Origin of the sequence: Oceanobacillus timonensis, assembly GCF_900166635.1 — a bacterium.
In the GTDB taxonomy this organism is placed as follows: domain Bacteria; phylum Bacillota; class Bacilli; order Bacillales; family Amphibacillaceae; genus Oceanobacillus; species Oceanobacillus timonensis.
The window spans coordinates 496,754-523,114 of sequence record NZ_LT800497.1; the positions used below are offsets into that span (position 1 = coordinate 496,754).

Genomic DNA, 26,361 nt, shown 5'->3' on the forward strand with positions numbered 1-26,361 from the left:
GGGTTCTTTTTAAAAATGGGTATTATTTTCTCCAAACAGGTTGACTGAATGTTCATTCATGTTTAAAGTAGAGATAGAATTATTTTTTACACACACATGAAAACGCTATCAATTTATACTATAATATATAAAGAGGGGGAAAACGTCTTGGATACATTTCTGATGATTAATTGGATTGCATTTTTAGTCGTAACAATCTATGCGCTGTTCCTGTTTGCGAAAGTGATTGCAACACGGGTTGCTTATATCAGACTTGGTAAAAAATCAGAGTTTGATGGCGAGATAAAGTTAAGAATCCAGCGCATTATAAAAAATGTATTTGGGCAATCCAAGCTGTTAAAAGATAAAAAATCCGGTACGATTCACGTCATGATGTTTTATGGCTTTATCCTGGTGCAATTTGGAGCGATTGATATGTTTATCAAAGGGCTCTCACCGGGGAATCATTTACCATTTGGGATGTTTTATCCTGGTTTTGTCTTTTTTCAAGAACTTGTGACATTAATGATTCTGGTGGCTGTAGTATGGGCTTTTTACCGCCGTTACATGGAGAAGCTCGTCCGATTGAAAAGAGGCCTGAAAGCAGGGCTTGTCCTTATTTTTATCGGAACATTGATGGTTTCTGTGTTGTTTGGAAATGGAATGGCTCTTGTTTGGCAGGGACATGAACTCACATGGACAGAGCCGGTTGCCAGCGTTGTTGCCGGATTATTCGGCTGGGCTTCTGCGAATACAGCCATGGTCTTATTCTATATTGCCTGGTGGGTACATACGATAACGTTGCTTACTTTCTTAGTGTATGTGCCGCAGTCCAAACACGCGCACTTAATTGCTGCACCGATTAATGTATTCTTGACGAAGAAAGTACCTGGTAAATTAGAAAAGATTGATTTTGATTTAGAAGAGATGGACGAAGAAAGGGAAGAAGAAATCGCTTTTGGCGTCGGAAAAGTAGAAGATTTCAAGCAGCATCAAATGGTCGATTTCTATGCTTGTGTGGAATGTGGTCGCTGTACGGATGTTTGCCCGGCATCTGGAACAGGAAAAATGCTTTCGCCGATGGATATTATGATTAAGGTTCGGGATCATTTAACCGAAAAAGGCGCAGCGGTTACTGGAAAATCCGCTTGGGTCCCTTCCTATGCCTTTTCCGGAACTGCTGGCAACCAAGCTTCTGCAAATAAGGAAGCAGCTGCGTCGGTGCAAAGCATGAGTTTGATTGGTGATGTTATTACCGAAGAAGAATTAGCAGGATGTACAACGTGCCGAAACTGTGAGGATGCTTGTCCTGTCAATAATGAACATGTCGGTACGATTATCGATATGCGGCGTTATTTGGTGATGACCGAGGGAAAAATGGATTCTGAAATTCAACGTGCTGTCATGAATATTGAACGTCAGGGCAATCCATGGGGATTATCGAAGAAGGACCGGATCAAATGGCGTGATGAGGATGAATCGGCTTATATTCCGACAGTGAAAGAGCTGAAGAAGGAGGATAAATCCTTTGAGTATTTATTCTGGGTCAGCTCCATGGGATCCTTTGACAGCCGCAGTCAGAAAATTGCACGCAGCTTTGCGAAATTAATGAACCAGGCTGGCGTCAGCTTTGCCATTTTAGGAAATACCGAAGCGAATTCTGGCGATACAGCCAGACGGATTGGAAATGAATTTTTGTTCCAGGAAATTGCTGAGAAAAACATCAAGCAATTTACAAAGAATGACGTCACGAAAATTGTCACGATTGACCCGCACGCGTACAATATATTTAAGAATGAATATCCTGATTTTGGTTTTGAAGCAGAGGTATATCATCATACACAACTGCTGTATGACCTTGTTATGTCAGGGAAACTGCAGCCGCAAAAAGCAATCAATGAAAGATTGACCTACCATGATTCCTGTTATTTAGGAAGATATAATGGCGTTTACGATCCGCCAAGGGAAATTTTGAAGGCTATTCCAGGTCTGGAACTGGTGGAAATGGATCGCAGCCGTGAAAATGGGATGTGCTGTGGTGCAGGCGGCGGCTTAATGTGGACGGAAGAAACAACAGGAAACCGGATTAATGTGACACGTACCGAGCAGGCCATGCAAGTGCAGCCATCAATGATTTCCAGCGCATGTCCATATTGTTTAACGATGCTGAGTGACGGAACAAAAGCAAAAGAAGTGGAAGAGGATATTGGGACAATGGATGTTGCTGAGATTCTGGCGTTATCTGTTTTGGAACAAAATGAGGAAAAAACGGCATAAACGTATAGAGAGGGCTGGATACCTCTCTATACGTTCTGCTGTTCATTGAACGAACGCTCGTTCAAAGCCTAAAGGAGGCGAATACTTATGAGAAAATCAGTGATTGTATCAGGCGCACGTACCCCTTTTGGAAAATTCGGAGGTGCATTAACCCCATTAACAGCAGTAAACCTGGGAGCAAAAGCTATCAAGGCAGCATTAGAGCGGGCTGATCTTGCTGGCGCAGATATCGATGAAGTGATTATGGGGAGCGTCTTGCAGGGCGGACAGGGGCAAATCCCATCCAGGCAGGCAGCTGTAGAAGCTGGTCTTCCCTGGGAAGTAAAAACAGAAACGATTAATAAAGTTTGTGCTTCTGGATTGCGCAGTGTGACGTTAGCAGATCAATTGATTCGTTTAGGGGAAGAAGATGTCATTGTAGCTGGCGGAATGGAAAGCATGAGTAACGCGCCATATTTCTTGCCGGATGCCAGATGGGGAAACCGGATGGGCGATAAAACGGTAAAAGATTTAATGATTCATGACGGGCTTACCTGCACCTTTACAGGCAACCACATGGGGAGCTATGGAAATGATACCGCTGCTTCCTTTGAAGTAACACGGGAACGTCAAGATGAATGGGCGGCCCGGAGTCAGCAGCTGGCGGTAGATGCGATTGAATCAGGAAAGTTTGCGGATGAAATTGTTCCTGTAGAAATTCCGGTACGTAAAGGGGATCCGATGGTTGTCAGCGATGATGAAACACCGAGGAAAGGAACGACGGTTGAGAAACTGGCTGCACTGAAGCCTGCATTTGATAAAGACGGCACCATTACAGCAGGAAATGCGCCAGGTGTGAACGATGGCGCAAGTGCCGTTGTTGTGATGTCCGATGAAAAAGCGAGGGAATTAAATAAAACCCCGCTGGCAACAATTTTAGGTCACGCGGAAGTAGCAGTGGAAGCAAAAGACTTTCCGCAAACACCGGGGTTAGTCATCAATCGTCTGTTAGAAAAAACAGGTGTATCCAAAGAAGAAATCGATCTTTATGAAATCAATGAAGCCTTTGCGGTGGTTGCGCTGGCAAGCGGACAAATTGCAGATATTGATGAGGAAAAAATCAATGTCAATGGAGGCGCAGTGGCGCTGGGTCACCCGATTGGCGCAAGCGGTAATCGCATTATCTTAACATTGATTCATGAATTAAAACGCCGCGGCGGTGGAAAAGGCATTGCAGCAATTTGCAGCGGCGGCGGTCAAGGGGACGCTATGTTGATTGAAGTACCGGCCAACTGATTGGGTATGATGAAACAACCTTGAAAAGGAGCGTATTATCATGACTATAAAAGAAGTAATGGTTATTGGAGCCGGGCAAATGGGTGCAGGAATTGCACTCGTTTTTGCCCGTTCCGGTTATCAGGTGAAATTATACGATTCAGATATTGAAGCATTGAAAAGAGAAAGACAGTATATTGAAAAGATATTCGAGAAGGATATGGCGAAAGGTAAAATGGAAGCGGATACAAAAAGGGAGGCGTTAAATCGTCTGCAGCCTGTTGTGGATCTGGAAGCCGATCCGATTACCGCTGATTTTATGATAGAAGCAGTGGTGGAGAAGCTGGAAGTAAAAAAGGAAGTGTTTCGTAAACTGGATGAACTCGCACCAGCACATACCGTATTTGCGACAAATACATCCTCTTTGCCAATTACGGAAATTGCAGCTGTTACAGATAGAGCAGAACAATGTATCGGCATGCATTTTATGAACCCTGTTCCGGTCATGGAGCTGGTTGAAATTATCCGGGGCTTGGAAACGAGTGAAGCAACGTATCAAACAGTGCAGGAATTGACAAAAGCATTAGGGAAGCAGGATGTTGAAGTGAAAGATTTTCCTGGCTTTGTTTCCAATCGGATATTAATGCCAATGATTAACGAAGCCGTTTATACCGTTTTTGAAGGGATTTCCAGTATCGAGGATGTAGATCAGGTTATGAAACTGGGAATGAATCATCCGATGGGCCCGCTTCAACTTGCCGATTTTATTGGTCTGGATACGTGTTTATCGATTATGGAAATTCTTCATGAAGGTTTTGGAGACAGCAAATATCGGCCATGTCCGCTCTTGAGACAGTATGTGCAAGCAGGGAGACTTGGGAAGAAGACAGGCAGAGGCTTTTACACATACAGCGTCTAAAGGGGTGTGCAAATTGATTACCGCACAAACAGAAGAACAAAAAATGTTAGTGAAAATGGTGCAAGACTTTGCTCGAGATGAGATTGCCGGAGAAGTCGAGCGGATGGAGGAACAGGACCGGTTTCCGGAAGAAATCATCCAGAAGATGGGGGAACTCGGTTTAATGGGAATCCCCATCCCGGAGGAATACGGAGGAGCCGGCATGGATTTCAGTTCCTACATCCGGGTGATTCATGAATTGTCAAAGGTCAGCGCAACCGTCGGCGTTATTTTATCGGTACACACTTCTGTCGGCACGAATCCAATTCTTTACTTCGGGACAGAAGATCAGAAAAAGAAGTACATCCCGAAGCTCGCTTCCGGAGAATATTTAGGTGCTTTTGCTTTAACAGAATCGAATTCAGGCTCCGATGCAAGCGGCTTAAAAACTACTGCCAAGCTGGTAGATGATATGTATGTATTGAATGGCTCCAAAGTGTTTATTACGAACGGGGAGTATGCAGATACGTTTATAACGTTTGCCAGAACAAGCGAAGACAGGGATGGAATCAGCGCTTTTATTGTCGAAAGAGACAGTCCGGGGCTGATGATTGGAAAAAATGAAAAGAAAATGGGGTTAAAAGGTTCAAGTACGGTGGAACTGACCTTTGAGCAATGCCGGGTCCCTAAAGAAAACATACTTGGGGAAGAAGGGCAAGGCTTTAAAATTGCGATGGCTAACTTAAATATCGGAAGAATCGGGATTGCCGCGCAAGGACTTGGCATTGCCGAAGCAGCCTTAGACTATGCTGTTGCTTATGCAAAGGAAAGGGAACAATTTGGCAAGCCGATTGCGGCAAATCAGGGAATTGCTTTTAAGCTGGCAGAAATGGCAACGAATGTAGAGGCAGCAAAACTATTAACCTATCAGGCGGCTAAACGGATTGAAATGGATCAATCCTGCATCAAGGAAACTTCTATGGCAAAACTGACAGCAACCAAAACAGCGATGCAAAATGCGATTGAGGCTGTTCAGATTTACGGCGGTTATGGCTACACCAAGGAGTATCCTGTAGAGAGGCTGTTTCGAGACGCAAAAGTGACGGAAATCTATGAAGGAACCAATGAAATACAGCATATCGTGATATCCAAAGAGCTTTTGAAGGAGAGATAGAGATGGATTTTCAATTAACGGAAGAGCAGGAAATGCTTCGGAAAATGGTTCGGGATTTTGCCGAAAATGAAGTAGAACCGACAGCGGCAGAAAGAGATGAAGAAGAGCGGTTTGATCGAGCGATTTTTAATCAGATGGCAGAATTGGGTTTAACAGGAATTCCCTGGCCGGAAGAATATGGCGGAATTGGCTCAGATTATCTCAGCTATGTGATTGCCGTAGAGGAATTATCACGTGTCTGTGCTTCTACTGGAGTGACCCTTTCTGCACATTTATCTTTAGCAAGCTGGCCGATTTATAAATATGGAAATGAAGCGCAGAAGCAATATTTCCTTAAGCGCCTTGCAACAGGAGAAGCATTGGGAGCCTATGCCTTATCAGAGCCGGGTGCAGGAAGCGATGTTGTTTCCATGAAAACAACTGCTAAAAAAGATGGCGATGATTATCTATTGAATGGCAGCAAGGTATGGATTACCAATGGCGGTGTAGCTGATATTTATATCATATTTGCGAAAACAGATGCGGACAGGAAACATAAAGGTATCACTGCATTTATCGTTGAAAAAGGAACAGAAGGATTCACATTTGGTAAAAAAGAAAAAAAGCTTGGCATTCGTTCCTCTCCAACGACAGAGTTAATCTTTGAAAATTGCAGAATTCCAGCTGACAACGTCCTGGGGAAAGAAGGGGATGGCTTCAAAATTGCTATGACTACCCTGGATGGAGGCAGAAATGGCATTGCTGCACAAGCTTTAGGAATTGCGCAGGGCGCATTAGATGCTGCAGCGGCTTATGCAAAGGAAAGAGAGCAGTTTGGCAAGCCGATAGCAGCGAACCAGGGCATCTCATTTAAACTGGCAGACATGGCAACCGAAATTGAAGCAGCCCGTCTATTAACCTATCAGGCAGCATGGCTGGAGTCAGCAGGGAAACCCTACGGAAATGCATCAGCGATGTCCAAACTATTTGCAGGCGACGCAGCCATGCGCATTACTGTAGAAGCAGTGCAAATCTTTGGCGGCTATGGGTACACAAAAGATTATCCGGTGGAACGTTACATGCGTGATGCCAAAATTACGCAGATTTATGAAGGCACGAATGAAATTCAGCGGCTTGTTATTGGCCGGACGGTAACAAAGTAAAATGGTTAGAAGAGGAGGTTAGGAGATGAGTGAAGAGCAGATCCGTTCTTCTGTCAAAGACCAGGAGCTCGTCATGCGGCGCAGGAATCAAATTATTGAAGGCGCCATGCGGCTTTTTAAAGAGAAAGGCTTCCACCGTACAACAACCAGAGAAATGGCAAAAGAATCCGGCTTCAGTATTGGTACATTATATGAATATATCCGAACGAAAGAGGATGTGCTTTTTCTTGTTTGTGAGTTCGTACATGATCAAGTGCGCGACCAGTTAACAGAAACGATTTCTGTAGAAAATCCGACCAAAGAAAGCCTGCGCCAGGCGATCCGGCAATATCTATATTTCATGGATACCATACAGCCGGAAATTTTAATGCTCTATCAAGAGACGAAATCCTTAAAGAAAGAAAAACGTGAATTTGTACTGGAGCAGGAAAAGAAGGTTGTCAGTATGATGGAAGAGTTGTTGAACGTTTGTTTAAAAGGAAAACGGAGCTCAAAAGAAATTCATTTTCTGGCCAATCATATTGTCGTCAGCGGGCATATGTGGTGTTTCCGCCGCTGGCTTATCCAAAAAGAATTCACCCTTGATGAATATGTAGAACTGCAAATGAAACAAGTGGATTGTTGGCTGTAAACATAGGGGGATGAAAGGGATTCGTTATTTTGAAAGCGAGCGAAAAGAGGGGGATCAGTATGACAGAAGAACGTTATTCGAGGAAGCATCCAATTCGTTTTGTAACCGCATCCAGCCTGTTCGACGGACATGATGCTTCGATAAATATTATGCGGCGCATTCTGCAAGCCAGTGGTGCAGAGGTGATTCACCTTGGGCATAACCGTTCGGTAGAAGAAGTAGTCTATGCCGCTATTCAGGAAGATGCGCAGGGAATTGCTATCTCATCTTATCAAGGCGGCCATGTGGAATATTTTAAATATATGATTGACCTATTAAAAAAACTAGATGCATCACATATCCAAGTATTAGGAGGAGGGGGAGGAACGATTCTTCCCCGTGAAATCAAAGAGCTTCATGATTACGGCGTAGCTTGGCTGTTTTCTCCGGAAGATGGGAGGAAGTATGGTCTGCAGGGGATGATTGACCGGATGCTGGAAAAATGTGATTTTCTGCCGCCGATTGACATCGAAAAAGATTTTGCACGGTTAAGAGAAGGAAATCGGTTAGCAATCGGTAAATTCATTACGCTCATGGAAAATGGAGAGGAAGAAGCGAAGAAACAAGTATTAGAAAAAATCGCTGCACAGCAAAAACAGAAAACGCCAGTCCTTGGAATAACGGGAACAGGCGGAGCTGGAAAAAGCTCGCTGACCGATGAATTGATTCGCAGGTTTTTGAATGAAATTCCGGAGCGGAAAGTAGCTATCCTATCTATCGACCCATCCAAACGAAAAACAGGCGGAGCGTTGCTTGGAGACCGCATCCGTATGAATGCTATTTTTTCTGATCGGGTCTATATGCGTTCGCTTGCTACCAGAGATTCAGGAACAGAGCTTTCCGATTCTATTCAGGATGCGATAGATGTCGTTCGTGCATCAGACTATGATTTGATTATTATCGAGACGAGCGGAATTGGGCAGGGAGATGCAGCCGTTACAGATATTACGGATTTATCTATGTATGTGATGACAGCGGAGTTTGGAGCGCCGACGCAATTAGAGAAGATAGATATGATCGATTATGCTGATTTTATTGTGATTAATAAATTTGAGCAAAAAGGGTCGGATGATGCGCTGAATCAAGTCCGAAAGCAATATGAGCGCAGCCATATGTTATTCCATGAAGATAAAAGCAAATTTCCTGTCTTCGGTACGATAGCAAGTCAATTTAATGATGAAGGAACCAATGCATTATTTGCTTCGTTGATGGACCGGATCAATACGGATTATCAATGGGAAGCAGAGGTTCCGTTTACACGTCATGTGATTTCTGAAAAGAAAAATCAAATCATCACCAATGAGCGCAGGCATTATTTACAGGAAATTGCTTCTTATGTTCGGAATTATGATAAGCGTGCCGGGAAACAGCGGGAAATTGCCTCGAAGCTTTACCGTTTAAAAGGAGCGGAGGAGGAAGTGAAGGAAGAAGTGGCAGCTTCATTACAACAGGCTATGACAGCTTATGAGCAGCAATTAGATGGGGATGCGAGACAGTTATTGGAAAATTGGGAGCAGCTCAAAGACAGCTATCTCGGCGATACATTTACATTTAAAGTAAGAGATAAAGCGATTACAATGGATTTAACGACAGAATCTTTATCCGGGTTAAAGATTCCCAAAGTCATGTTGCCTAAATACCAGGACTGGGGAGATCGTCTCTACTGGTTGATGCGGGAAAATGTTCCTGGCTCTTTTCCTTATACAGCAGGCGTATTTCCCTTTAAACGGAAAGGGGAGGACCCGACAAGACAATTTGCCGGCGAAGGAACGCCGGAGCGGACCAATCGCCGCTTTCATTATCTTTCGAAAGGGGAAGAAGCGAAACGCCTCTCTACAGCGTTTGATTCCGTTACTTTATATGGAGAAGACCCCGCAGAACGTCCGGATATTTACGGAAAAGTGGGAAACAGCGGTGTAAATATTTGTACACTTGATGATATGAAAAAGCTATATAGCGGTTTTGATTTAACCAATCCATTAACATCGGTTTCCATGACGATCAATGGACCGGCACCAATCATTCTGGCGATGTATTTTAATACAGCCATTGACCAGCAGGTGGACCGATTCACAGAAGAAAATGGGCGCCCGCCGACAAGGGAGGAATGCCATCTAATTCAGACAGACACGGTTTCTGTTATCAGGGGGACCGTACAGGCGGATATTTTAAAAGAGGATCAGGGACAGAATACATGTATTTTTTCCACCGAATTTGCCCTGCGGATGATGGGGGATATTCAAGCATATTTTATAGAGAATCAAGTACGCAATTATTATTCTGTATCGATATCCGGTTATCATATTGCCGAAGCAGGAGCGAATCCGATTACGCAGCTTGCCTTCACCTTAGCAAATGGGTTTACTTATGTAGAATATTATTTAAGCCGGGGAATGGATGTTGATAAATTTGCACCCAATCTGTCTTTCTTCTTCTCGAATGGTTTAGATCCGGAATACACCGTGATTGGAAGGATAGCAAGAAGGATTTGGGCCATTACGATGAAAGAAAAATATGGGGCCAATGCGCGCAGTCAAAAGTTGAAGTACCATGTACAGACTTCCGGACGGTCCCTGCACGCGCAGGAGATTGATTTTAATGATATCCGTACCACGTTGCAGGCTTTATTGGCCATCCAGGATAATACGAACTCCTTGCACACTAATGCGTATGATGAAGCAATCACGACACCGACAGAAGAATCAGTGCGTCGGGCGATGGCCATTCAAATGATTATTAATAAAGAATTTGGACTGGCAAAAAATGAAAATTCGATGCAGGGTGCCTTCATTGTGGAAGAATTAACGGACCTTGTGCAGGAAGCCGTTTTACAAGAGTTTGAACAAATGAACGACCGCGGCGGTGTATTGGGTGCGATGGAACGACAATACCAGCGCGGGAAAATTCAGGAGGAATCCCTTTATTATGAAGGCAAAAAGCACTCGGGAGCACTGCCGATTGTCGGGGTAAATACGTATTTAAATCCCAATCCGCCATCAGAAGAAGACATTGATTCCATGGAACTTGCCCGGGCAACGGAAGAAGAAAAAATGCATCAAATCAAAGAACTGCGCCGTTTTCAATCCGAGCATCAAGACCATGTTGAGGATGCTTTAAAACGTTTAAAGCAGACAGCCGTAACAGATGGGAATATCTTCGTGGAATTATTACACACGGTCCGTTATGCAAGTCTGGGAGAAATCACCAAAGCATTGTATGAAGTCGGCGGACAATACCGGCGGAATATGTAATAGGCTGGAATTAACAGAGACGATGGAATAGAAGCTCACATTCCTTGGAAAATGAGAAGTGCCATACTTGTGCACGCATCAGATGCATCATAAACTTTTACTGGATAATTGCATTTAAATATGTTTATAATGTAAAATAGACTTATTGTGACGAAATAAGATATATCTTCCTTACTGTAAGCATAGATAGTATGATTATATTTTTAAAAGGAGTGCATGTACGTGAACGTGAAAGAGATGACACAAGAACAAATCGACGAGATATCCATGATCGAATTAGGTTCTATCATTTTACAAGAAGAAAATAAAGCAATTCCCTTTCAGGATTTGTTTTCTAAAATAGCAGATTTAAAAAACTTCTCGGAACAACAAAAAGAAAATTTGATTGCACAATTTTATACAGATATGAATGTGGATGGACGTTATTTAACTTTAGGCTCTGGTGTCTGGGGATTAAAAAGCTGGTATCCGGTAGAACAGGCTGAAGAAGAAATAACAGAAGAACCGAAAAAACGGAAGAAAAAGAAGAAAAAAGCACCAGTGGAAGAAACAGAAGATATCCATGAGGATTTAGATGTTACAGATGAAGATATTGATGGTCTGATGGATGATTTCGATGATGATAAAGCTGAAGCCGAAGATACGGACTTGGAAGAAATTGAAGATGAAGTAGATGGCGTTATCGGTAAAGATGACCTGGACGAATTAGATTATGATGATGATAACGACCGTCAATGATGAGCATGTAAAAAAGCGGGAGTTGGAGTTTTTCGCCTGATGAAACGGACACCATTGGTCATCACAACGATTTCCAGTGGAGCCGAGTAATCGCGGACTCCCTTCCCATTCAGCGGGGAATGAAAAGTACCTCGCTGAATGAAGTTTTACTTTATTTCAGTGCTTGACATTTACATAGACTAACAGTAGAATTTTTATTGGGCTCTTTGAATATAATCACAAAGCGTTTCCCCTGAGAGATAAGAGGGGAAACGCTTTTCTTATTAGATAAGCAAATAACAGGAAAGCTGTCTTGGTGTGATAACTTTTATGATTTGTGCAGAAAATAATATCAACACAATCTAATAAATCAATGGACAACATAATATAAAGAAAGAAGGATGAGAACAAGTGACAAAGTATATTTTTGTAACTGGCGGCGTGGTATCATCGCTTGGAAAAGGGATTACAGCAGCATCATTAGGACGTTTATTAAAAAATCGGGGATTAAAAGTAACCATCCAAAAATTTGATCCGTATATCAACGTAGACCCTGGCACAATGAGTCCTTATCAGCATGGGGAAGTATTCGTGACAGAAGATGGTGCGGAAACAGATTTAGACTTAGGGCACTATGAACGCTTTATTGATATTAACTTGAATAAATACAGCAATATTACGACGGGGAAAGTATACTCCAGCGTTATCCGCAAAGAGCGTCACGGCGATTACCTTGGTGGAACGGTACAGGTTATCCCGCATATTACAAATGAAATTAAAGACCAGGTATTCCGTGCCGGAGAGGCCACTGGTGCAGATGTGGTTATTACAGAAATTGGCGGAACTGTCGGGGATATCGAATCGTTGCCATTTTTGGAAGCTATCCGCCAAATTAAAAGTGATGTAGGCCGGGATAGCGTGATGTACATTCATTGTACACTTGTTCCTTACATTAAAGCTGCAGGTGAAGTAAAAACAAAGCCGACACAGCATAGTGTGAAAGAATTACGTTCTCTTGGTATCCAGCCGGACGTGATTGTTTTACGTACCGAAATGGCTATTACGAAAGAAATGAAAGAAAAGATTGCTTTATTCTGTGACATCAATGAAAAATCCGTTATTGAAATGATGGATGCAGATACACTTTATCAAGTTCCGATTGCTTTACAAGAACAAAATATGGACCAAATTGTCTGCGATCACTTTGGACTAGACTGCCAGGATGCAGATATGGGTGATTGGAAGGAGCTTATAAACCGAGTTCGTAATCTATCTAAGACAGTAGAAATTGGCTTGGTTGGTAAATACGTTGAACTTCCAGATGCTTATCTTTCGGTTGTCGAATCATTAAAACACGCTGGCTATGATTTTGATGCCAACGTCAATGTGCATTGGATCAACTCAGAACAGCTGTCTGAAGAAGAAATCAAAGCAGCGTTAGCTGAAGTAGATGGTGTTATTGTTCCCGGTGGATTCGGTGACCGTGGTATTGATGGGAAAATTCAAGCGATTGGTTACGCCCGTGAAAACAATATTCCATTCTTTGGCATCTGCTTAGGGATGCAGCTGGCAACTGTTGAATTTGCAAGAAATGTTGTCGGTCTGGAAGGCGCGCATTCTGCAGAAATTAATCCTGGAACACCATATCCAATTATTGACCTGCTGCCGGAGCAAAAAGATATTGAAGACTTGGGAGGCACGTTGCGTTTGGGATTGTATCCATGTCATTTAACAGAAGGAACAAAAACAAAAGCAGCTTATGACGAAGCGGATGTCGTTGAAGAGAGACACCGTCATCGTTATGAATTCAATAATGTGTATCGGGACCAAATGGCTGATAATGGACTTATTTTCTCAGGTACAAGCCCGGATGGACGTCTTGTTGAAACCATTGAAATCAAAGATCATCCTTGGTTTGTTGCATGTCAATTTCATCCGGAATTCACATCCCGTCCAACAAGATCTCAAGGTTTGTTCAAAGGATTTATTGGAGCTGCAGTGGAAAATCAAAAATCATAAATCAAAAAAAGGAAAGGAATATTCGTCGTGCAGGTGAATATTCTTTTTTTCTTCTATGAAGAAAATGAAGGATTTGTCATTTTAAAGCAGGAGTTTAAATGAATACTATCGAATTTTAAACATTAGACAAAAATTTAAATTTATTTATATCGGAGGGCAGATTATGAATCAATCAATCCTGATTGTTGATGACCAAATAGGAATTCGTATGTTGCTTCAAGAAGTCTTTGAGACGGCAGGTTACTCTACTTCTCTTGCGCAGAACGGAAAAGAAGCGGTTGAATATTTATCAGAATCCCCCTGCGATTTAGTAGTTCTGGATTATCACATTCCTATTTACAATGGAAATATAGTTATGCAAAAGATGAAACAAATGCGGATAGATACAAAAGCTATCGTTATTACCGGGTTACCGGAAGTTGCCAAAAAAGAAATGGGAGAAAACTTACCCGAAGAAATCATTTCGAAACCTTTTAATGTGGTAAAACTACGCCATACCGTGGAAGAAATTTTAAAGAAAGCAGAATGAATCGCTGTTACTTTGTTGCGATAAAGTCATGAAATTGGTATTCTTATATTGTAAGTATGTGTTCAAAAAAACAAAAAAAGAAGCAGAAGATGAACGAATGATTTCCCTGCTTACCATTTGCGGATTTTTTGAACGTCGATTGTAATGAATATTGTGTCAGAGATTCATGCGGATTAATTGAAGGAGGAACACGGTATGCCTTTAGTATCAATGAAAGAAATGCTCGAAAAAGGGAAAGAAAATGGATATGCAGTAGGTCAGTTTAATATAAATAACCTGGAATATATCCAAGGTATTCTCCAAGCAGCTCAGGAAGAACAATCACCAGTTATTCTTGGTGTCTCTGAGGGAGCTGGGAAATATATGGGCGGCTACAATGTCGTCGTTGCTATGGTGACATCTCTAATGGATTCATATGGGACAACAGTGCCTGTTGCTATTCATTTGGATCACGGATCCAGCTTCCAAAACTGTGCAGAAGCGATTCATGCAGGATTCACTTCTGTCATGATTGATGGATCGCATTCACCGATTGAAGAAAATATTGCAGTAACAGAGAAAGTAGTGGAACTGGCTCATATCCATGGTGTATCTGTCGAGGCAGAAGTTGGTACTGTAGGTGGAGAAGAAGACGGCGTTATCGGTGGGATTAACTATGCCGATAAAGTGGAATGTGAGCGTCTTGCTAAAGAAGCCGGAGTAGATTGTTTAGCTCCTGCATTGGGTTCTGTTCATGGTCAATATCAAGGAGAGCCGAACTTAGGATTCACGGAAATGAAAGAAATTCTCGATTTAGTCGATGTACCATTAGTACTGCACGGCGGTACTGGTATTCCTGTAAATGATATTCAAAAAGCAATTTCTTTAGGAACTGCTAAAATTAACGTGAATACAGAGAACCAGATCTCACAAACAAAAGCCATTCGTGAAACATTGGCTCAAAAGCCGGATTTATATGATCCACGTAAATATTTAGGACCAGGAACCGCAGCTATTAAAGAAACCGTAATCGGTAAAATGCGCGAATTTGGTTCTTCCAATAAGGCATAATTGATTTTATGAATAATATGTGTTAAAAAAGGCTATATAATTGAATTAATAAATCTACCTTTTGTATTTGAAATTCATTTATTTCAAGGTTAAACACCTTAACCAACGGAGGAAAAACACGGAGACTCCTGTGGGAAAGCGTCGTGTTTTTCCGGAGTGAATGTCAGAAGGTAAAATTTTAATTTCAATTTATATAATTAAGAAGATTTCACCGATATTTTCAGGTGAAATGATAAAAGCATATATAAAGATATAAAAAAGATATATTTAGTAAAAGCTGTACCAGGGGTGCAGCTTTTACTACAAAAATCTCAGGGAGGTAATCATCATGAAATTTTTCGTCGATACAGCTAATCTTGAAAACATTAAAGAGGCAAATAAACTGGGAATCCTGGCCGGCGTGACAACGAATCCAAGCCTTGTAGCCAAAGAAGGAGTTTCTTTTCATGACCGTCTGCGTGAAATCACAGAAGAAGTTTCCGGTTCTGTCAGTGCAGAGGTTGTTTCAGAAGAAGCAGAAGGCATGGTTGAAGAAGGAAAAGAATTAGCAGCAATTGCGCCGAATATTACTGTAAAAGTACCGATGACACTTGAAGGTCTGAAAGCGGTTAAAATATTTAGTGAATTAAATATTAAAACAAATGTAACGTTGATTTTTAATGCGAACCAGGCATTATTGGCAGCAAGAGCAGGAGCATCCTATGTATCTCCGTTCTTAGGAAGACTGGATGATATCGGACAAGATGGTATGGAATTGATAGCAAATGTTGCTGCGATTTTTGATCGCCATCATATCCAGACAGAAATCATCGCTGCATCCATTCGCCATCCAATTCATGTAACCGATGCTGCATTAAATGGCGCTCACATTGCAACGATTCCATTCAATGTGCTGTCATCATTAGTAAAACACCCATTAACAGATCAAGGGATTGAAAAATTCCTGTCAGATTGGGAAAATCAAAAATAATTGCATAGAATTGGAAAAACGACAGACAATAAGAGCAGAGTTAACATTTAGAAATGAGCCAGCTTTTTTCATGGTATAAGTGCCCGTCATTTTCCCCCGCATTCATAAAAAAGATAGTCATTTTGCGGGGGAGAAACGGTCACCGTATTTCTTGATTAACAGAAGTTGAGATTCAGCAGGGAAGAAAAACCCGGCTACATCAGGCTTCATTTGCTAAACAACTTGTAGAGTGATACTCCACTTCCACAGGAACGAGGTTTTTACATGCAAAAGTTATTAATTGAGGGTGGGCATGAACTATCCGGAGAAGTACACATCAGCGGCGCAAAGAATAGTGCAGTTGCATTATTACCAGCAGCGATTCTTGCAGATTCGACAGTGACCATTGAAGGATTGCCGGACATTTCTGATGTAGACACGTTAGGTGAACTATTGGAAGAAATTGGCGGGAGTGTATCCCGGGATGGTCAGGATATGACGATTCATCCGGAGAAAATGATTGCCATGCCATTACCAAACGGGAGAGTAAAAAAATTACGTGCATCTTATTACTTCATGGGTGCCATGCTCGGGAAATTTAATAAAGCCGTTATCGGTTTACCTGGAGGATGCTACTTGGGCCCACGGCCGATTGATCAGCATATTAAAGGTTTTGAAGCACTTGGTGCCGAAGTGACAAATGAGCAGGGCGCTATCTATTTACGTGCGAATGAGCTTCGCGGCGCGCGAATTTATCTGGATGTTGTCAGTGTTGGTGCCACCATCAATATTATGCTTGCAGCGGTAAAGGCAAAGGGACAAACAATCATTGAAAATGCTGCAAAAGAACCCGAAATTATTGACGTGGCAACTTTACTAACCAATATGGGTGCCAAAATTAAAGGTGTTGGAACAGATGTTATCCGTATTGACGGGGTTTCTTCCTTACATGGTTGTACGCACACCATTATTCCTGACCGTATTGAAGCAGGGACGTATGCAATTGCAGCTGCAGCAATGGGCAAGGAAGTTGTCATTGATAATGTTATCCCGCAGCATATGGAATCATTGATTGCAAAATTACGGGAAATGAATATTGATATCGAGTCGCATAATGATCAGTTATATGTGGCCAGAGCAAACACATTAAACAGTGTGGATATTAAGACATTGGTTTATCCCGGGTTTCCAACCGACTTGCAGCAGCCATTTACAACATTATTAACACAGGCAGGACATTCCGGGGTGATTATTGACACCATTTATTCTGCACGTTTAAAACACATTGATGAACTCCGCCGGATGAATGCGGAAATAAAGGTGGAAGGCGGCTCTGTTATTGTGTCCGGTCCGACTCAATTAGAAGGTGCTAAAGTAAAAGCGAGCGACCTCCGTGCCGGAGCATCCCTGGTGGTAGCCGGTTTACTGGCAGACGGAGTAACCGAAATTACCGGTCTGGATCACATTGACCGCGGCTATGAGAATTTAACGGACAAACTTTCTTCCCTTGGCGCAAACATTTGGAGAGAAGAAATGACGGAATCAGAAATTTATCAAGACCAGAATACCTGAAGAGGATATTAAAAAGCATTATAAAATCAAGCTCTAATGTAAAAAGACAACTGTTTTATATGCTTTTTAATGAGATCTTCTTGAGGGGCACGTATCATAAAAGAGAAACCTCTTCTTTCTCTTTTATGATACTGTTTTTTGAGGATAGGAAGATGATCTGTTAACTGCTTTATAAGGATGTATCTTTTTCCCTCTTCCAAAAGATATCATCTGTCCTCAAATAACTTCAATAAGTCTGGAAGGCCTGCGTGATATAATATCTTATCATTTTAAACGACCTGGATAAGCCATACATATCATGCGACAAAATTCCTCTATTTTGACAAAAAAGTCTATTGAATCTTGATTCGTAAAAGAGTATGATAATAGATGTTTAATAAACTTGATGACTTCATTAAAAGACTGACAGTGAAATAGAAAAGAAAGTTCATTTTGCAGAAGTACCACATTCAGAAGCAGACGGCTCATGCCATTGTTATGGTGGAAAACGCATCAACGGTAAGGTTTGCTGGTTAGCGTATGTGGGCTTTTAAACATCCTCCAAAAGAACTTTCTATTTATAAGGATAGTGTCTGTTACCTGCAGACCTCTCCCATAGCTTCCAATTACTTCTCTTAAACAGGGAAGTCTTCTCAGTATTTTTCCATGTATAGGGTTCATCTGTTTGAAATACTGTTAATAATATTTTTAAAGAAACTAGAACAGGCGTGGTGATTTAATGGCAACACTTACAATCTCTAGCTTAGAGACAATGACATTAAAGGAAATTTATGCACTTGCAAAAGATTATAAAATTTCTTATTATGCAAAGCTGACAAAGAAAGAGCTAATTTTTGCAATATTAAAAGCGCAAGCAGAAAAAGATGGATTTCTATTTATGGATGGCATTTTAGAGATAATTCCTTCTGAAGGGTTTGGGTTCCTGCGTCCAATTAATTATTCTCCAAGTGCGGAAGACATTTATATTTCCGCTTCGCAAATACGGCGATTCGATTTAAGAAATGGAGATAAAGTATCTGGTAAGGTACGTCCGCCGAAAGAGAATGAACGTTATTACGGTTTGTTGCATGTAGATGCAGTGAACGATGAAGACCCGGATTCTTCCAAAGAGCGTGTCCATTTTCCCGCTTTAACGGCACTTTATCCAAATAGACCCATTCAATTAGAAACCGAAACAAAGCAATTATCAACCCGAATTATGGATTTGATGACACCAGTCGGTTTTGGACAGCGCGGTTTAATTGTTGCACCGCCAAAAGCCGGTAAAACGATGTTAATTAAGGAAATTGCAAACAGCATTTCCCAAAATCATCCGCATGCTAAGCTGATTATTCTGCTGGTGGATGAACGCCCGGAAGAAGTAACGGATATTGAGCGTTCTGTAGGATCCGATGTCGATGTGGTTTCTTCTACATTTGATGAAGTTCCGGAAAGCCATATTAAAGTATCTGAACTTGTCTTAGAACGTGCGATGCGTCTTGTTGAACACAAGCGTGATGTCATTGTTCTGATGGATAGTATTACACGCTTAGCTCGCGCGTATAACTTAGTGATTCCGCCAAGTGGACGTACGCTGTCCGGCGGTATTGACCCGGCAGCCTTCCACCGTCCGAAGCGTTTCTTTGGAGCAGCTAGAAATATTGAAGAAGGCGGCAGCTTTACCATCTTGGCTACAGCATTGGTAGAAACAGGATCGCGTATGGATGATGTCATTTATGAAGAATTTAAAGGAACCGGGAATATGGAATTGCATTTAAACCGGCACCTTGCAGACCGCCGAATTTTCCCTGCTATCGATATTCTGCGTTCTGGAACCCGGAAAGAAGAGCTCTTAGTAGATAAAGCACATTTAGATAAAATGTGGCTGTTGCGGAAAACGATGCAAGACTCCAATGATTTCTTAGATCGTTTCTTAAAACGAATGAAAAACTCGAAGAATAACGAAGAGTTTTTACAGATGATGGATGAGGAAATGAAACGAAAAGGAATGAACCGTCAATAGAAGAGGTTAGGGAATGAAAATGGAGAGCTGTGTCAAACTGGAAAGGGTCTGGCTTCTCTAAATAAATAATCGCTGCTCTTTACCCAAATCGATGGATGGTAAATGGTTATACGATTGTTAGTAACAACCGCTACGGAAAAACATGATGCTTACCCGTGCCATCAATTTATTTATGGAAGAATAGATAGCAACTAACATTCTCATACGGAAATGAGAATGTTAGTTGCTATTTTGTGTTTTACACTCAGAAAGAATGTAAAAATGCTTCGCATGTTAAAGAATTTGAATTAGAGGATATTCGCGATGATGACAGTTTATCATTTGAAAGAAAATACAAGGTGATTGTCACTAATAACTTGAGAAATATGAAAAATCTCTTTTTTTAGACGTAAAAAGGGTAACGCTAAGCCAATAAGTCTCTTGACAACTATTCCAGACTAGGGTAAATTATTAATATAATTGAAAACGCATACATAGATGGAGTTGAATGATATGTATGAGGATCATATGGTTTATATTATTGGAGACGCCAAGGCTCCCTCCAATAATCCTATTACAAAACAATATAATGGATTTTTTATCGGGCTGGTCATTAATAAAGAAACACATGAAATTGTTGATTTTGATTGCTCGGCTACGATTGAATTAACCGTTCGTTTTCTAAGATCTTTGTTTATAAAAGAAAAAATGATAGATACTTCCACGATTATTAACAAGATAGAATCCCGATATTTCGGCTCATCACAAAAAGGAATCATCGTGGCGTATAAGGATGCATTGAAGAAATATAAACAAATCATTTCCGATACTGCTTCACTACATTAAACAAGTGAAACCCAGTATATAACAAATGTGGACATTTGTTATATACTGGGTTTTTTTAATTAAAAAGGAGGAATGAAGCAAATGATACAGGATACGTTTTTATATATTAGTGTATTAATTGCATTAGCAGCAGTGATTGTTTGGATAGAGAAATCAACGTCGAGTAAATTTTTCAAATATGTTCCCGGTATTGTTCTACTTTATTTGACCGCTGCGCTGTTTCGGACATTTGGAGTGTTTGGGGATACGGAGATGATGAGTGAAGCGAATTCAAATCTCGGAGACATCCTGCTTCCAGCTATGGTTGTTCTTATGTTGATTAATTGTGACCTGCGAAAACTTCGTAAAGTAGGAGGGAAGATGCTCCTTGGATATGCGACGGCTGCTATCAGTATTGTAGTAGGTTTTACGGCTGTTTATACCATTTTCAGCAATTGGTATGCCCCGGATACATGGCAGGCATTCGGTGCGTTGGCTGGCAGCTGGACAGGCGGGTCCGCAAATATGGTCGCCATTCAAGGTATATTGGATGTTCCTGAAAATATCTTTGGATATGCTTTGATTATGGATACAGTCAATTACTCTGTTTGGGTAATGTTTTTATTCTGGCTTGTCCCATTTGCACCAAAAATTAATAAGTGGACAGGTGCTAAAACGGAACATCTTGATCAGGTTCAAGCTGATTTGGAAGAAGATGATACGAACCAGTCCGTGGGTTTTAAGGAAATGATGGTTATGCTCGCATTTGGGCTGCTTGTTTCAGCTATTGGTGCCAGAATTGGAGAGGCTTTACCTGAAATAGGTACTGTAATTAATGCTACTACTTGGACCATTACGATTGCTGCTGTCATCGGACTTGTATTAGCAACAACACGATTCTCAAAAATAGCTGGCTCTATGGACATCGCTAATGTAATGTTATACATCATCATTGCATTGATTGCATCCAATGCAGATTTTAGTCAATTATTTCAAGCGCCAATTTATATTATCAGCGGATTTCTGATCTTATTTATTCATTTAGTGGTAATGGTGTTGTTAGGAAAACTCTTCAGGCTTGATTTATTTACATTAGGGATTGCGAGCCTTGCCAATATTGGTGGAATGGCATCTGCGCCAATGCTTGCAGGCTACTATAACCGTGCCCTTATACCCGTTGGTGTCATCATGGCTTTATTGGGTTCATTCCTTGGCACATATATTGGTCTTTTAGTTTCCCAAATACTTTCCATGATATAACGTAAAATAATTACCCTATCTAAATCCAAGTGTTTTACAGGAGGTTAACGATGATTACAGATGTAACAGTAACACATACGAGAAATAAGTTAAAAGAGCCATTCATTACAGCCGTTCGAAGTGTGGATGAAATAGAGTCACTCACGATAACAATGGAAACCGATGATGGGTTTTATGGAGTTGGAGCAGCATCGCCAACTTTAAAAATAACAGGAGATTCCTTAGAAAGCATACAGAGTGCTATCACGGGTCCAATTAAACAAGCAATCATCAGAGAGCCGCTAAGTTCCTTGGAACATTTAGTTACGAAAGTAAGAGATGCCTGTATTGGTAATACAAGTGCAAAGGCAGCTGTTGATATTGCTTTGTATGATTTGTTTTCCAGAAAAGACCAACTTCCTATGTACCAATTTCTAGGTGGGTATCAAAGTGAGATTACGACAGATATGACATTAAGTATTGGAGAAGAAAATGATATGGCTGTAAAAGCAAAGACATTGGTGCAACAAGGATTTAAAGCATTGAAGATAAAACTTGGGGGTGCGTTTCAAGAGGATTTATCACGTATGAGACGATTGCGTCAGACAGTTGGTGAATCCATTCAGTTACGAATTGATGCAAATCAGAGCTGGGATGCGAAGACTGCCGTCCGATTTATCCGAATGCTTGAGGAGGAGCAGCTTGATGTTGAATTTATTGAACAGCCGGTAAAGGCAGCTGATTTTAAAGGATTGGCTTATGTAACCAATCATGTCCATACACCAATTATGGCAGACGAAAGTCTCTTTTCTCCAGCGGATGCACTGAGGTTGGTTCAAATGAGTGCCTGTGATTTATTTAATATTAAACTGATGAAGTCCGGAGGAATCCGGGAAGCGATTGTGATAGCAGATATTGCGGAGGCTGCCGGTATACCCTGCATGATCGGCAGCATGATGGAATCACCGATTTCTGTTTCAGCAGCTGCACATCTTGCTTGCGGACATCGGAACATTATTTATGCTGATTTAGATGCTCCGCTTTGGTTGAAAAAATGGGAAGGTACGGTGGGAGATAGAACAGTGGCATATGAAGATTCACGAATTAGGTGTTTGCAAAGGTAAAGGAGAATGAAAATGTACACTGCGATGGAGTTCCCTGTGTACACTTCCTATTAAAAATTGGAAACAAAAACGGATTGGTCTTCTGCATGATATTTGTTAGGACGTAAACCAGTGTAAAAGAAAATAAAGCAAAGTAGAAGAGAAAACCTGCTATTGCAATTCACTCTATACACTGTTATAATCTCTTTATGTGAGTTTAGGTAGGGTGCTTTCTGCATCACGAACGACTCTTCGAATAACTCTGTTTCCAAGGGACTCAGGGCAAAAAGGAGTAGAAGAACATGAAACAAGATATTCATCCAGAGTACAGAAAAGTCGTTTTTCTGGACACTAGTACGAATTACAAGTTCTTAAGCGGATCAACAAGAGAATCAGACGAAACAATTGAGTGGGAAGACGGTAATACGTACCCGCTATTAAAAGTTGAAATCAGCTCTGATTCACATCCATTCTACACTGGGAAGCAAAAAGCTGACAAAGTCGGCGGCCGTGTGGATCGCTTTAAGAAAAAATATAATCTTAGCTAATCATCTGATTGACCGGGCAATGCCGGTTGAAAAGATTTTTGTAAGGATTGGAACCGGAAAAGACAGGCAGAATGTCTCATTTTGCCTGTCTTTTCCTTTCAATGAAAGCCCATGAAGGTGTATAATAGGTACACGATTTATATAAATTGAATTAATAAATATACCTTTTGTATTTGAAAAATGAATTCATTTATTTCAAGGTTAAACACTTTAACTAGCGGAGTGTTTTTCCAGAGCGAATGTCAGAAGGTAAAACGTTAATTTCCATTTATTTAGTATGGTTTCGATTCTTAGTGAAATAAAACATATACTTGCTCTTTTTAATGTCCTTTCTTGTATATTGCGCATTGAGAAGAGTTTCTATTTGAATATACTTATATATCAATTCGTGAGAGGAGTTTCTCCAAATGCATATAATGAAGCGGAACGGGTGGGTTGAACTAATCTGCGGAAGTATGTTTTCCGGAAAATCAGAGGAATTAATCCGTCGTGTCAGAAGAGCAACGTTTGCACATTTAAATGTATGTGTATTTAAACCGGCTATAGATACGCGTTATGATGAAAAGGCAGTAGTTTCTCATGATGGGACAACAACTATTGCAAAGTCCATACGGGATGCGGCGGAAATTTTAGAGGAAATGGAACCGGATATGGATATTGTAGCTATTGACGAAGTGCAATTTTTTGAGAACAATGTGATTGACGTGATTGAAGAACTTGTTCATAGAGATATCCGGGTCATTGTTGCCGGTTTGGATATGGATTTTCGGGGAGTTCCTTTTGAGCCCGTACCGCAGCTCATGGCTTTATCGGAATCGGTAACCAAATTAAACGCCATCTGCCCGATTTGCGGTTCGCCGGCAAGCAGAACCCAGCGTCTCATTGATGGTAAACCGGCATCTTATGATGATCCTGTTATTATGGTTGGAGCTTCTGAATCTTATGAACCGCGCTGCCGTCACCATCATGAAGTACCCAATCGTCCGGAAGTAAAGATAACAAACAAAGCAGAAAAACAAACGAACCGATAATATAAAAAATGCTGACTCTGTCTAAGTCAGCATTTTTTAATGGAAAAAGGAGCAAATATCAGGCGGTGATAAATAGCGAACAATGAACAGGTATGTCGAATCAGTAAAGGAATACGGAAAGTGCAAATTCTTTCGTATCAAATGTGTAATTGACCTTGATTCTCCCTTATAATATAATTAGACTGTTATAGAGAAAGAGGTGTATTCTCGTGTTAGATCGTTTACAGACACTGGAAGATCGGTATAATAAATTAAATGAAATGTTAAGTGATCCGGAAGTAATCAGTGATACACAAAAACTGCGTGCGTATTCGAAAGAACAGGCTGGGCTGGAAGACGTTGTCCAGGCCTACCGTGAGTATAAGGAAGTGACATCTCAACTGACAGATGCGAAAGAAATGCTGGAAGATGAATCAGATGATGAAATGCTGGAAATGGCAAAGATGGAAGTATCTGAATTATCCTCCAGAAAAGAAGAGCTGGAGGAACGGCTGAGGGTTCTCCTGCTTCCGAAAGACCCGAATGACGATAAAAACGTCTTCATGGAGATTCGTGGTGCAGCCGGTGGAGATGAAGCTGCTTTATTTGCGGGGGATTTATACCGGATGTATTCACGTTATGCGGAAGCGCAGGGCTGGAAAATTGACGTGATGGAAGCCAGTTCTACAGGTGTAGGCGGTTATAAAGAGATTATCTTTATGATTGATGGTGCAGACGTTTACTCGAAGTTGAAGTATGAAAATGGTGCACATCGTGTGCAGCGTGTCCCGGAAACGGAGTCAGGCGGACGGATTCATACTTCCACGGCAACGGTTGCTGTGCTCCCTGAAGCAGAAGAAGTAGAAGTAGACGTGCATGAAAAGGATATTCGTGTAGATACGTTTGCTTCCAGCGGACCAGGTGGACAGAGTGTAAATACAACGATGTCAGCGGTACGTTTAACGCACGAGCCGACCGGGATTGTGGTTTCTATTCAAGATGAAAAATCACAAATTAAAAATAAAGAAAAAGCGATGAAAGTTTTGCGTGCCCGTATTTACGATAAGTTTCAGCAGGAAGCACAGGAAGAATATGATGAAAACCGTAAATCAGCGGTTGGTACAGGGGATCGCTCGGAACGTATTCGTACGTATAACTTCCCGCAAAACCGGGTAACGGATCATCGTATTGGATTAACGATTCAAAAATTGGATCAGATTATGCAAGGCAAGCTGGATGAATTTATCGAGGCGCTGGTTATGGAAGAGCAGGCGCAAAAATTAGAACAGATTGGGGAATAATGCATGTCCCAGACAAAAATTTACGAAGTCCTTAACTGGGCTTCTCTTTTTTTAGAAAAAGCGGGCAGAGAACCGAAAGTAGCAGAAATCTTAATACAGCATCACTTAGGATTATCCAGACAGGAATGGCTGCTTGCTTTACGTGATCCGATTCCGGAAGATAAACAGAAGCAGATAGCTGCAGATATTAGAAAACATGCGGAAACAGGAATTCCTGTACAGCACTTGACTGGACATGAAGCATTTTATGGGCGTACCTTTCAAGTGAATAAGGATGTTTTAATACCGCGTCCGGAAACGGAAGAGCTTGTGCTGGCGGTAAAAGAATACCTCGGTGTGAAAGCAGAACCTGTACGCATTGTAGATGTTGGTACAGGCAGTGGTGTTATTGCCATTACACTGGCGCTGGAATGGAAGCATGCCGCAGTGTTCGCTACAGATATCTCGGCTGGAGCGCTTCAGATTGCCGAGCAAAATGCGATACAGTTACAAGCGGATGTTACTTTTTTACAAGGGGATTTTTTAGCCCCTCTATTGCATGATACCAACCCATTTGATGTGATTGTTTCCAACCCGCCTTATATTGCAAAATCAGAAGCACAGGCGTTAAGCGATACAGTCCGTGATTTTGATCCGGAACTGGCTCTGTTTGCAGAAGCGGACGGCATGGCTGCGTACCTTAAGATTATCCAGCAAATGAAACGGATGCCCTTGAAACAGGATACGTTGCTTGCTCTGGAAATCGGCCATACGCAGGGGGAACTTGTTGAACAATATATCAAACAAGCATTTCCGGGAAGTCATGTGGAAATCAAACAGGATATAAATGGAAAAGACCGCATCGTATTGGCAACGCATTTCAGCTGATATCTC

21 protein-coding genes are annotated in these 26,361 nt (G+C 41.4%); all 21 read left to right on the forward strand.

The window, feature by feature from the left end; genetic code table 11:
• Window positions 1–147: 147 nt before the first annotated feature.
• The gene (locus tag B7E05_RS02775; RefSeq protein ID WP_080872318.1) at window positions 148–2,256 is read left to right on the forward strand and encodes a (Fe-S)-binding protein; all 2,109 of its coding nucleotides are present in this window, start codon (window positions 148–150) and stop codon (window positions 2,254–2,256) included.
• 87 nt (window positions 2,257–2,343) lie between these two features.
• Window positions 2,344–3,531, forward strand: a complete 1,188-nt coding sequence (locus B7E05_RS02780) for an acetyl-CoA C-acetyltransferase (protein ID WP_080872320.1) — start codon at window positions 2,344–2,346, stop codon at window positions 3,529–3,531.
• A gap of 40 nt (window positions 3,532–3,571) precedes the next feature.
• Complete coding sequence (locus B7E05_RS02785; RefSeq protein WP_080872321.1) at window positions 3,572–4,429, forward strand: 3-hydroxybutyryl-CoA dehydrogenase; 858 nt, start codon at window positions 3,572–3,574, stop codon at window positions 4,427–4,429.
• 13 nt (window positions 4,430–4,442) lie between these two features.
• Complete coding sequence (locus tag B7E05_RS02790; RefSeq protein WP_425435081.1) at window positions 4,443–5,582, forward strand: acyl-CoA dehydrogenase; 1,140 nt, start codon at window positions 4,443–4,445, stop codon at window positions 5,580–5,582.
• Between the two features lie 2 nt (window positions 5,583–5,584).
• Window positions 5,585–6,724 carry an acyl-CoA dehydrogenase gene (locus B7E05_RS02795; protein ID WP_080872322.1) on the forward strand — a complete coding sequence of 380 codons (1,140 nt, stop codon included), beginning with the start codon at window positions 5,585–5,587 and terminating at the stop codon, window positions 6,722–6,724.
• 25 nt (window positions 6,725–6,749) lie between these two features.
• On the forward strand, window positions 6,750–7,355 hold the full coding sequence (locus B7E05_RS02800) for a TetR/AcrR family transcriptional regulator (RefSeq protein ID WP_080872324.1): 606 nt from the start codon (window positions 6,750–6,752) through the stop codon (window positions 7,353–7,355).
• Window positions 7,356–7,414: 59 nt separating this feature from the next.
• Complete coding sequence (gene icmF / locus B7E05_RS02805) at window positions 7,415–10,645, forward strand: fused isobutyryl-CoA mutase/GTPase IcmF (protein WP_080872325.1); 3,231 nt, start codon at window positions 7,415–7,417, stop codon at window positions 10,643–10,645.
• Window positions 10,646–10,867: 222 nt separating this feature from the next.
• Window positions 10,868–11,383, forward strand: coding sequence for a DNA-directed RNA polymerase subunit delta (rpoE, locus tag B7E05_RS02810; RefSeq protein WP_080872327.1), 516 nt, complete (start codon window positions 10,868–10,870; stop codon window positions 11,381–11,383).
• A gap of 390 nt (window positions 11,384–11,773) precedes the next feature.
• Window positions 11,774–13,381 (forward strand): CTP synthase, encoded by a 1,608-nt coding sequence (locus B7E05_RS02815; RefSeq protein ID WP_080872328.1) that lies wholly within the window; start codon window positions 11,774–11,776, stop codon window positions 13,379–13,381.
• A 163-nt stretch (window positions 13,382–13,544) separates the two neighbouring features.
• Window positions 13,545–13,910, forward strand: a complete 366-nt coding sequence (locus tag B7E05_RS02820; protein WP_080872329.1) for a response regulator — start codon at window positions 13,545–13,547, stop codon at window positions 13,908–13,910.
• Between the two features lie 195 nt (window positions 13,911–14,105).
• Window positions 14,106–14,960, forward strand: coding sequence for a class II fructose-1,6-bisphosphate aldolase (gene fba, locus B7E05_RS02825; RefSeq protein ID WP_080872330.1), 855 nt, complete (start codon window positions 14,106–14,108; stop codon window positions 14,958–14,960).
• Window positions 14,961–15,288: 328 nt separating this feature from the next.
• On the forward strand, window positions 15,289–15,930 hold the full coding sequence (gene fsa / locus B7E05_RS02830; RefSeq protein ID WP_080872331.1) for a fructose-6-phosphate aldolase: 642 nt from the start codon (window positions 15,289–15,291) through the stop codon (window positions 15,928–15,930).
• A 264-nt stretch (window positions 15,931–16,194) separates the two neighbouring features.
• Window positions 16,195–17,481 carry a UDP-N-acetylglucosamine 1-carboxyvinyltransferase gene (locus B7E05_RS02835; RefSeq protein ID WP_080872333.1) on the forward strand — a complete coding sequence of 429 codons (1,287 nt, stop codon included), beginning with the start codon at window positions 16,195–16,197 and terminating at the stop codon, window positions 17,479–17,481.
• 718 nt (window positions 17,482–18,199) lie between these two features.
• Window positions 18,200–19,483 (forward strand): transcription termination factor Rho, encoded by a 1,284-nt coding sequence (gene rho / locus B7E05_RS02840; protein ID WP_080872334.1) that lies wholly within the window; start codon window positions 18,200–18,202, stop codon window positions 19,481–19,483.
• Between the two features lie 492 nt (window positions 19,484–19,975).
• The gene (locus tag B7E05_RS02845) at window positions 19,976–20,308 is read left to right on the forward strand and encodes a DUF3870 domain-containing protein (protein WP_080872335.1); all 333 of its coding nucleotides are present in this window, start codon (window positions 19,976–19,978) and stop codon (window positions 20,306–20,308) included.
• 81 nt (window positions 20,309–20,389) lie between these two features.
• A complete protein-coding gene (locus tag B7E05_RS02850; RefSeq protein ID WP_080872337.1) occupies window positions 20,390–21,547 on the forward strand; it encodes a DUF819 family protein in 1,158 nt (385 codons plus the stop codon).
• A gap of 50 nt (window positions 21,548–21,597) precedes the next feature.
• A complete protein-coding gene (locus B7E05_RS02855; protein ID WP_080872339.1) occupies window positions 21,598–22,650 on the forward strand; it encodes a dipeptide epimerase in 1,053 nt (350 codons plus the stop codon).
• A 281-nt stretch (window positions 22,651–22,931) separates the two neighbouring features.
• Window positions 22,932–23,177 carry a type B 50S ribosomal protein L31 gene (locus B7E05_RS02860; protein WP_080872341.1) on the forward strand — a complete coding sequence of 82 codons (246 nt, stop codon included), beginning with the start codon at window positions 22,932–22,934 and terminating at the stop codon, window positions 23,175–23,177.
• A 407-nt stretch (window positions 23,178–23,584) separates the two neighbouring features.
• Window positions 23,585–24,208 (forward strand): thymidine kinase, encoded by a 624-nt coding sequence (locus tag B7E05_RS02865; protein ID WP_080872343.1) that lies wholly within the window; start codon window positions 23,585–23,587, stop codon window positions 24,206–24,208.
• 209 nt (window positions 24,209–24,417) lie between these two features.
• A complete protein-coding gene (prfA, locus tag B7E05_RS02870; protein ID WP_080872345.1) occupies window positions 24,418–25,488 on the forward strand; it encodes a peptide chain release factor 1 in 1,071 nt (356 codons plus the stop codon).
• Window positions 25,489–25,491: 3 nt separating this feature from the next.
• The gene (gene prmC, locus B7E05_RS02875) at window positions 25,492–26,355 is read left to right on the forward strand and encodes a peptide chain release factor N(5)-glutamine methyltransferase (protein WP_080872348.1); all 864 of its coding nucleotides are present in this window, start codon (window positions 25,492–25,494) and stop codon (window positions 26,353–26,355) included.
• Window positions 26,356–26,361: the final 6 nt, after the last annotated feature.

What these genes read in the sequence shown, in the direction of transcription:
- B7E05_RS02780 (WP_080872320.1), top strand. Translation starts at nt 2,344, where the DNA reads ATGAGAAAATCAGTGATTGTATCAGGCGCACGTACCCCTTTTGGAAAA.
- B7E05_RS02785 (WP_080872321.1), top strand. Translation starts at nt 3,572, where the DNA reads ATGACTATAAAAGAAGTAATGGTTATTGGAGCCGGGCAAATGGGTGCA.
- B7E05_RS02795 (WP_080872322.1), top strand. Translation starts at nt 5,585, where the DNA reads ATGGATTTTCAATTAACGGAAGAGCAGGAAATGCTTCGGAAAATGGTT.
- B7E05_RS02800 (WP_080872324.1), top strand. Translation starts at nt 6,750, where the DNA reads ATGAGTGAAGAGCAGATCCGTTCTTCTGTCAAAGACCAGGAGCTCGTC.
- icmF (WP_080872325.1), top strand. Translation starts at nt 7,415, where the DNA reads ATGACAGAAGAACGTTATTCGAGGAAGCATCCAATTCGTTTTGTAACC.
- B7E05_RS02820 (WP_080872329.1), top strand. Translation starts at nt 13,545, where the DNA reads ATGAATCAATCAATCCTGATTGTTGATGACCAAATAGGAATTCGTATG.
- fba (WP_080872330.1), top strand. Translation starts at nt 14,106, where the DNA reads ATGCCTTTAGTATCAATGAAAGAAATGCTCGAAAAAGGGAAAGAAAAT.
- fsa (WP_080872331.1), top strand. Translation starts at nt 15,289, where the DNA reads ATGAAATTTTTCGTCGATACAGCTAATCTTGAAAACATTAAAGAGGCA.
- B7E05_RS02835 (WP_080872333.1), top strand. Translation starts at nt 16,195, where the DNA reads ATGCAAAAGTTATTAATTGAGGGTGGGCATGAACTATCCGGAGAAGTA.
- rho (WP_080872334.1), top strand. Translation starts at nt 18,200, where the DNA reads ATGGCAACACTTACAATCTCTAGCTTAGAGACAATGACATTAAAGGAA.
- B7E05_RS02845 (WP_080872335.1), top strand. Translation starts at nt 19,976, where the DNA reads ATGTATGAGGATCATATGGTTTATATTATTGGAGACGCCAAGGCTCCC.
- B7E05_RS02850 (WP_080872337.1), top strand. Translation starts at nt 20,390, where the DNA reads ATGATACAGGATACGTTTTTATATATTAGTGTATTAATTGCATTAGCA.
- B7E05_RS02855 (WP_080872339.1), top strand. Translation starts at nt 21,598, where the DNA reads ATGATTACAGATGTAACAGTAACACATACGAGAAATAAGTTAAAAGAG.
- B7E05_RS02860 (WP_080872341.1), top strand. Translation starts at nt 22,932, where the DNA reads ATGAAACAAGATATTCATCCAGAGTACAGAAAAGTCGTTTTTCTGGAC.
- B7E05_RS02865 (WP_080872343.1), top strand. Translation starts at nt 23,585, where the DNA reads ATGCATATAATGAAGCGGAACGGGTGGGTTGAACTAATCTGCGGAAGT.
- prmC (WP_080872348.1), top strand. Translation starts at nt 25,492, where the DNA reads ATGTCCCAGACAAAAATTTACGAAGTCCTTAACTGGGCTTCTCTTTTT.